This is a genomic window from Parahoeflea olei (assembly GCF_001703635.1).
Lineage (GTDB): Bacteria > Pseudomonadota > Alphaproteobacteria > Rhizobiales > Rhizobiaceae > Hoeflea > Hoeflea olei.
On record NZ_LQZT01000018.1, the window covers coordinates 1 to 6,914 of the forward strand.

Here is a 6,914-nt window from a genome sequence, read left to right on the forward strand (position 1 = left end):
GCGCATCCGTCCGGATGCGCAAAGGACGCTGTAAAACCTTGAATGAATGCATGTCGTTGTCGTTCAAATGAATACATTTGAACGCGACAGGCATTAGCGCCGTGACATTGCAAAGGCCGCCGCGATCTCTCGCGGCGGCCTTTGCGTTTGATGAGCCTTGGCTGCGGCGGTGCGGCTCAGCTTGCCATGCGCATGGTTTCGGCCATGCGTCCAAGGTCGGCGGTCGTGGGCGACGACGCCACCTTGAAGTTGCGGATCAGCTCCAGCAGGCTCTCGGTGTCGGTCGCCAGCGCTTCCGCCGAGGCGGTGGTTTCCTCGGCCATGGCCGCGTTCTGCTGGGTGACCACGTCGAGCTGGTTCATCGACGAGGCGATGGAGGACAGCGTGGTGTTCTGCTCGGTCGCGGAATGGGCGATCTTGGTGACGATCTCGCTCGCCACCTTGATCTGGTCGGAAATCCGCTTGAGCGCTTCGCCGGCTTCACCGACCAGCTGCACGCCGTTCTGGACCTGACTGGAGGAATGCGAGATCTGTGCCTTGATTTCCTTGGCCGCCGCGGCCGAGCGCTGCGCCAGTTCGCGCACTTCCTGGGCGACCACGGCGAAGCCCCGGCCCGATTCGCCCGCCCGCGCCGCCTCGACGCCGGCATTGAGCGCGAGAAGGTTGGTCTGGAACGCGATCTCGTCGATCACGCCGATGATCTTGGTGATTTCCCCGGAGGACTGCTCGATCCCGGTCATCGCATCGATCGCTTCGGAGACGATGGTGTCGGACTTGGTGGCCTCGGTGCTGATCGAGCCGACCCGCTTGGCCGCCTCGGTTGCGCCCTCGGCGGTCTGGCGCACGGCCACGGCCAGCTCGTCGAGCGCGGCCGAGGTTTCCTCCAGATTGGCCGCCTGGCGTTCGGTGCGCTGGGACAGCTCGTGGGAGGCGCGGCGGATGTCGTCCTTCGAGCCGCCGATGTCGACACCCTTGGCGTTGACCTTGGCCATCGCGGCTTCCAGCATCGCCAGGGCATCGTTGAAGCTGGCGCGGAGCGCGGCATATTTGCTGCCGAGATCGCCGCAGCGTACGGTCAGGTCGCCCTTGGCGAGCTCCTGGAGCGCCGCACCGATGGTGCTGACCACGCGGGCCTGGCGGGCGGCATCCTGTTGCTGCAGGTCGATGTTCTGCTGGCGTTCGCTGTCGAGCAACTGTTGCTGCTCGTCGTGGCGCCGGGCCATGGCGTGGCGCTCGCGCACCTTTTCCTGCAGCTCCTTGGTCGCCTTGGCCATCATGCCGACCTCGTTGCCCATGTCGGTGTGGGGAATGGCGATCGACACATCCTCATCGGCCACGGCTTGCAGCGCGCCGTGAATGGCATTGAGCGGCCGGGTGATGCCGCGGATGACGAGCAGGGCTGCGAGAATGCCGGCAGCGGCGACGATCGCGCCGATGGTGATGGCCTTGATGATCATCGCATTGATCTGGGCCTGCAGGTCGTCGACATAGACGCCGGTGGCCACCACCAGCCCCCAGGGCTCGTAGGCCTGGCTGTAGACCGACTTCTTGTAGATTTCGCCGCTGGCGTCGCCGGGCTTTTCCCAGAAATAGGTGGTGATGCCCCCGCCGGCACGGCCCTTTTCGAGCAGTTCCTCGCGGAACAGGTTGCCCCTCTTGTCGGGCTGTCCCTTCGAGTTCAGCCCGACCTGCTTGGGGTTGGGGTGGAAGACGGTGGTGACATCGTAGTTGATGCCGAACAGGTAGCCATTGGGCTCGAACTTGACCTGCGACAGCAGCGCGAAGGCCTGTGCCTCGGCTTCATCGCGCGAGAATTCGCCGGCCGCGGCCCGGGCGTCGAAGGCCTTGATGGTCGAGATCGCCGCCTCCACCTGGGTGCGCAGCATGTCGTTGCGCTCCTCGAAAATGGCTTCGGAGGCGGACCGGATCTGGAAGAAGGTGGCGACAGAAAAGGCGACCATGAGGGCGCCGATCAGGATGAACAACTGATGGGATATCTTTAGGTTTTTCATGTGTGCGCTCTTGGAGTACGGGAATACTGAAACTGCTGCTGCAGTGCGCGGCCACCAAAAGGTCAGCCGTCATTCCGGTGTCGATGGATGCGCACACACTGCGCTTTTTAAGAAAAGAGTATTAACCCCGCGTAAGCAAATACATGGAGACATGCGCTTCTTGCGATATTTTTAAAGGAAAGGCCGGCCGTGGCAGCGCGCGGCCGACACGCACGGCCTGCACGAAACGCAAAACCGGCCGCGGCAGGGCCGGGCCGGTGATGCGCGGGGGCGCGGGAGAGATGCGTCCTTCTTCAAGATCATCGCATCTTCAAGGCGTCAGGCGGGACGGCCTGGCCGCGCACAGCCTACAGCGTCCTTTGCGCATCCGTTCGGATGCGCAAAGGACGCTGTAAAACCTTGAATGAATGCATGTCGTTGTCGTTCAAATGAAGACATTTGAACGCGACAGGCATTAGTCTGCGACGCAGAAGTGATCCTGGCCGTCATAGCCGCGATAGGTTCCGGTCGAGGCGTTGAACGAGCGATACTTGCTCGAGCAATACCGCATCCAGGACGCGCTCCAGGGCTCATAGCCGCCGGCGGCGGGCATGGCCGGCGGCGCCGGATAGGCCGTCCGCGGCTGGTTGGCGTTGGCATTGGCGATGGCTCCGCCGATGATCACGGCTGCGCCCAGACCGATGATGCCGAGTGCGATGGCGTCGTTCCTGTCGCTGCGGTCCGAGCGGTAGCGATAGCCGGGCGCGTGCCGGTAAGGGCCGCGATGGCCAGGGTCGCGATAGCTGTGCCCGCGGTCGGGCCCCTGCCAGGACTGGTGCTGCCGGTTCCAGTGGCCGTCGCGCGCATTGGCTGCGGTGGTCAGCGGGGCGAGAGCGGTGACGGCGGCAAGGGCTGCGATACCGAATGTCTTTGCTATGGCTTTCATCGACGTGTCCTTTCGGGTGCGGACTGGATAAGACCGGTGGTCCCGGTGTCACACTCTCTATCAAGGCCAAGCTGAATGGGATCTGAATGCGCCGCCGCCCGCTTGGGTCGGGTGTGCCGGGCGCGCAGGGATCTGGCCGCACTCGGGCAAGGCCTGACGACCGATGCGGGCCCGGTGGCAGGCAGGAAATGCCCCTGCGGTTCGCATCACCGGCCCGGGGAGCCCCCTATTTGGCGAAGCAGGCATTGCGGCGAGGCTGCAATGCCGGGGGGCAGGAATGCAAAAGGCCCGGCGGCCGCAGCCGCCGGGCCTCATGTAGGCCTTGCGTTCCGGAATCGATCGCCGGCTCAGGCGAGGCGCAGATTGACCGCCTTCGGACCTTTGCCGCGACGATCCGGCTCGGTGTCAAACGCCACTTTCTGGTTTTCTTCCAGCGTCGTCATTCCCGATGCCTGAACAGCGGAGATGTGGACAAAAATGTCCGCCCCGCCGTTGTCGGGCTTGATGAAACCAAACCCCTTGTCGACATTGAAAAATTTTACGGTACCAGTCTCACCCATGCTGTCAGGTCCTTTGATTGCCTCCCGGTCTCCCTGCGGGCTTTCCGGTCAGGCAGAGTCATGTCATATCCCGCATTGGCGCGGGGGTTATGGCAGGCAGTTCTTGAAGTATTTGGAAAGGTCCTGATTTTAACGACTGTCCGCCGTGATACCCTGAAGCCCGGCGGCTTTTGTTGCAGTCGTCCGAAGTCTTTTGTGCGGCTCCGGCGCGCATGTTTCTGGTCTTCCCGTGTTCGCAAATTGCCCGAACACCTAAAAGATGATTGTTTTGTTTGGAATTGGCAAGCAAAACTTTAATGACTTATGGTCGCGCCATGACAACCGGCCTTGCCGGGCCGCCATCGGCGACCCGGCAAGGGGCACTGCATTACTGGACAGCCGAGACTTCGGTTGCTTCGGTGGTGCCGTCGGTGAACACGACCTTGACCGTGGTGCCGGCTTCGATGCCTTGGAGCACGACGCCTTCAGCGAGGGTGAAGACTTCACCCGATTCCAGCTCGACGGTGGCAGTGTCGGCATCGACGGCCTTGACCACGCCTTGGATCTCGCCGGCGAAGGCGGTCGAGATCATGGCAGCGGAAGCGAGGACGATTGCGGCGATCTTTTTCATCTCAGTCTTATCCATAGGTTGGGTTCCCGTCCGCGGCCGGCCGGCAGACCTGTCGGTCAGGGAAAAGCAGCGGGGGGACGGCGGTCACAGGCGCCGGGCTTGTTGGGTTCACAAGTGGAATGAAGATATCTGTTTCAAGGCGTAAGGCGGCACGATCTTGGCACGATCGGGTCGGAGTCGTGGCGGTTTTCGGGGTGCTTGCTACGCCCTGAAACGGAAGGGTTTGGGTGCGCGGCCGGCCGGATGGTGAAGTCCGACCAGCCGCGGCAGCTCCGGCCGGTTACTCGGCGGGAGTGACGGCGGTGGCGTTGGTGGTGCCATCGTCATAGGTGATGGTCACCTTGCCGCCGGGCTGGAGGTCGCCCACTTCCACGCCGTCAGCGACGGTGAAGGTTTCCCCGCTTTCAAGCATGATCATCTTGGTCGCCGGGTCGTAGTTGCTGACCACGCCTTCGGCTTCCGCCGCATAGGCTGCGCCTGCAAATGCCAGAACCGAAGCGGCCGTAAGGATAATCTTCTTCATGGGGTGTCTCCCTGTGTTGGTTGCGCACCGTGATTGGTGCTTGCAGGGTTAAGATAGGGGGCCGGGTGGGGCTTTTGCAAATCACATGGCGTGAATAAATGCAACAATATCAATGACATAATCTGGCCACAATGTGTCCGGGTGAAGCCGTATTGTGGTCGCGCGCGGGCAGGATCCGGCAGAAAGTCCTTGGCGGCAAACGAGTGGCTCACGCCCCGGTTCGGCCCCCATTGTGGCAAGGCTGCATTTGTCGATGTCAGGTTTCGATCACACCGGGATGCAACCCATGCGGCATAATGTCAGGCGGTGGGGCGGGGGCGCCGCATCGGGCCGAGTTCGGCCAGCAGGATGGCCGCAAAAATCAGCAGACCGCCGGCATATCCGAGCAGCGGCACCCGCTCGCCGAGCAGGATGGCCGCGAACAAGGCGGCGAAAAGCGATTCCGTCGACAAAAAGATCGCCGCCTGCGGCGCGGTGGTGTAGCGCTGGCCGATCACCTGCAGGGTGAAGGCGAGCCCGGTGGCCACGACACCGGCATAGAGAATTTCGGGCAGCGCCCCGGAAACGGCCGCAGGATCGACGGCTTCGAGCCCGAGGCCGGTGCCGAGGCCCAGCACGGCGGCCAGCGCGAACTGAACGAAGGACAGGGTCAGCGGCCGTCCGCTTGGCTCCACATAGCGTCCGACAAGGATCACCTGCACGGCATACATGAAGGCGCAGCCGATGGTGAGCAGGTCGCCCCGGTTGAGCGCGCCGAGATTGCCGCCGGCGAGCATCCAGATGCCGACAAAGGTCATCGCCACCGCCGGCCAGATCACCGGATGCGGCTTCTGGCCGAGCGCCAGCAGCGTGATGAAGGGGACGAACACCACGTAAAGGCCGGTGAGAAAGCCGGAATTGGTGACATTGGTGATGGTCAGGCCAAGCTGCTGCAGCGCCATGGCGAGAAACAGCGTCACCCCGATCATGCCGAAGCCTTTCCAGTGGGCGGGCGAGACCGGCTTGTCCGCCGCGCGGCTTTCCCGCCAGGCAAAGGGTGCCAGCACCAGCGCGGCGACGAGAAAGCGCAGGCCCACGAACAGGAACGGGCCGATGCTCTCCATGGCGGTCGACTGCGCGACGAAGCCCGCGCCCCAGATGGCGCCGGCCGAAAGCAAGAGGAGATTGGCGAGATGGCGCGACACGGGGCTGTCCGGACAGGGAGGAACTTCAGGGGCGGGCGAACAGCGCTTCGAGCCGGCCGCGGTTCTTGCCGAGATCGGATTTGCCGAGCTGGGCGGCGGCATAGGCCATCAGTCCGGTGCGGCCGTCATCGAGCGGCGTGGCCTCGAGGTGAATGACATCGGGAAAGCGCATGGTCGGCGAGTAGGTCACGAAACGCGCCTTGCGCGGATCGCTGCCGTCATCCACCCGGTGCGCCAGCTTGTCGATGCTGGTCAAGCGGTCTGCGAGCCGCGCGATCGCGGCTTCCGGCGTCTCGTCGACCGGGGCTATCTCGAAATCCGGTGCGTTGCAGAGCCCCGGGCTACAGGCCAGGGCGTCATTGGGCGAAGAGCTGCGGCCATCGGTGCTGAAATCGCGGGGTCCGGTGTCCGGCGAGCCGGCGATCAGTTCCCAGCTGCGCTCACGCCCGATCAGGACAAAGGCGACGGCGGCAATGGCGATGATCCCGAGGGCGCCGAGCACGAGTGTCTTGATCATCGGCGTTTTCTCCAGCCTGTGAGCTTGCCCGGCTCCGGTCGTGGCTGGGCCGGGCAGAAATGCATGGCGGATGCCTCAGTCGATGGCGTCGGGCGTCCGCGTCAGTCTCAGGATCGCGCCATCGTCCTCGTCGGTCACCAGCAGCACCGAGCCGTCGGGGGCGACGTGGACGTCGCGGATACGGCCGTAATCGCCCTTGAGCATCCGTTCCTCTGATAGCACTTCGCCGGTTTCGCCGTCGAGGTCAAGCCGGACCAGAAGCTGGAATTTCAGCGCCGCCACCAGCAGGTCGCCGTCCCATTCGGGGAACATCTCGCCGCGATAGACCGCCATGCCGCCCGGCGCGATCGAGGGATCCCAGTAGTGCAGGGGCTGTTCGTAGCCGTCGGCTGCGGTTCCTTCGCCGATTTCGGCGCCCGAGTAATGGCGGCCATAGGAAATCACCGGCCAGCCATAGTTACGGCCCGGCTCGGGACGGTTGACCTCGTCGCCGCCGCGCGCGCCGTGCTCGACCGAATAGAGCCGGCCGGTGAGCGGATCGATGTCGAGCCCTTGCGGATTGCGGTGGCCCTTGGACCAGAGT

At 63.8% G+C, this 6,914-nt stretch carries 8 protein-coding genes; all 8 read right to left on the reverse strand.

The features are described 5' to 3' along the window. Positions 1–176 precede the first annotated feature (176 nt). A complete protein-coding gene (locus AWJ14_RS12390; protein ID WP_066179404.1) occupies positions 177–2,012 on the reverse strand; it encodes a methyl-accepting chemotaxis protein in 1,836 nt (611 codons plus the stop codon). 454 nt (positions 2,013–2,466) lie between these two features. Beyond that, on the reverse strand, positions 2,467–2,937 hold the full coding sequence (locus AWJ14_RS12395) for a BA14K family protein (protein WP_066179407.1): 471 nt from the start codon (positions 2,935–2,937) through the stop codon (positions 2,467–2,469). A gap of 347 nt (positions 2,938–3,284) precedes the next feature. Then, positions 3,285–3,497 (reverse strand): cold-shock protein, encoded by a 213-nt coding sequence (locus tag AWJ14_RS12400; RefSeq protein ID WP_066179410.1) that lies wholly within the window; start codon positions 3,495–3,497, stop codon positions 3,285–3,287. Between the two features lie 367 nt (positions 3,498–3,864). Further along, entirely contained in the window at positions 3,865–4,107 is a 243-nt protein-coding gene (locus AWJ14_RS12405; protein WP_066179413.1) for a DUF1344 domain-containing protein, read from the reverse strand. Between the two features lie 280 nt (positions 4,108–4,387). Continuing rightward, positions 4,388–4,630, reverse strand: a complete 243-nt coding sequence (locus tag AWJ14_RS12410) for a DUF1344 domain-containing protein (RefSeq protein ID WP_066179416.1) — start codon at positions 4,628–4,630, stop codon at positions 4,388–4,390. Between the two features lie 299 nt (positions 4,631–4,929). Beyond that, a complete protein-coding gene (locus tag AWJ14_RS12415) occupies positions 4,930–5,814 on the reverse strand; it encodes a DMT family transporter (protein WP_066179419.1) in 885 nt (294 codons plus the stop codon). A 25-nt stretch (positions 5,815–5,839) separates the two neighbouring features. Continuing rightward, positions 5,840–6,331 (reverse strand): DUF1499 domain-containing protein, encoded by a 492-nt coding sequence (locus AWJ14_RS12420; RefSeq protein ID WP_066179423.1) that lies wholly within the window; start codon positions 6,329–6,331, stop codon positions 5,840–5,842. 75 nt (positions 6,332–6,406) lie between these two features. Continuing rightward, the coding region (locus AWJ14_RS22830) for a PQQ-dependent sugar dehydrogenase (RefSeq protein ID WP_245304256.1) at positions 6,407–6,914 on the reverse strand (508 nt) is incomplete at its 5' end.

What these genes read in the sequence shown, in the direction of transcription:
- AWJ14_RS12405 (WP_066179413.1), bottom strand. Translation starts at nt 4,107, where the DNA reads ATGAAAAAGATCGCCGCAATCGTCCTCGCTTCCGCTGCCATGATCTCG.
- AWJ14_RS12395 (WP_066179407.1), bottom strand. Translation starts at nt 2,937, where the DNA reads ATGAAAGCCATAGCAAAGACATTCGGTATCGCAGCCCTTGCCGCCGTC.
- AWJ14_RS12410 (WP_066179416.1), bottom strand. Translation starts at nt 4,630, where the DNA reads ATGAAGAAGATTATCCTTACGGCCGCTTCGGTTCTGGCATTTGCAGGC.
- AWJ14_RS12420 (WP_066179423.1), bottom strand. Translation starts at nt 6,331, where the DNA reads ATGATCAAGACACTCGTGCTCGGCGCCCTCGGGATCATCGCCATTGCC.
- AWJ14_RS12400 (WP_066179410.1), bottom strand. Translation starts at nt 3,497, where the DNA reads ATGGGTGAGACTGGTACCGTAAAATTTTTCAATGTCGACAAGGGGTTT.
- AWJ14_RS12390 (WP_066179404.1), bottom strand. Translation starts at nt 2,012, where the DNA reads ATGAAAAACCTAAAGATATCCCATCAGTTGTTCATCCTGATCGGCGCC.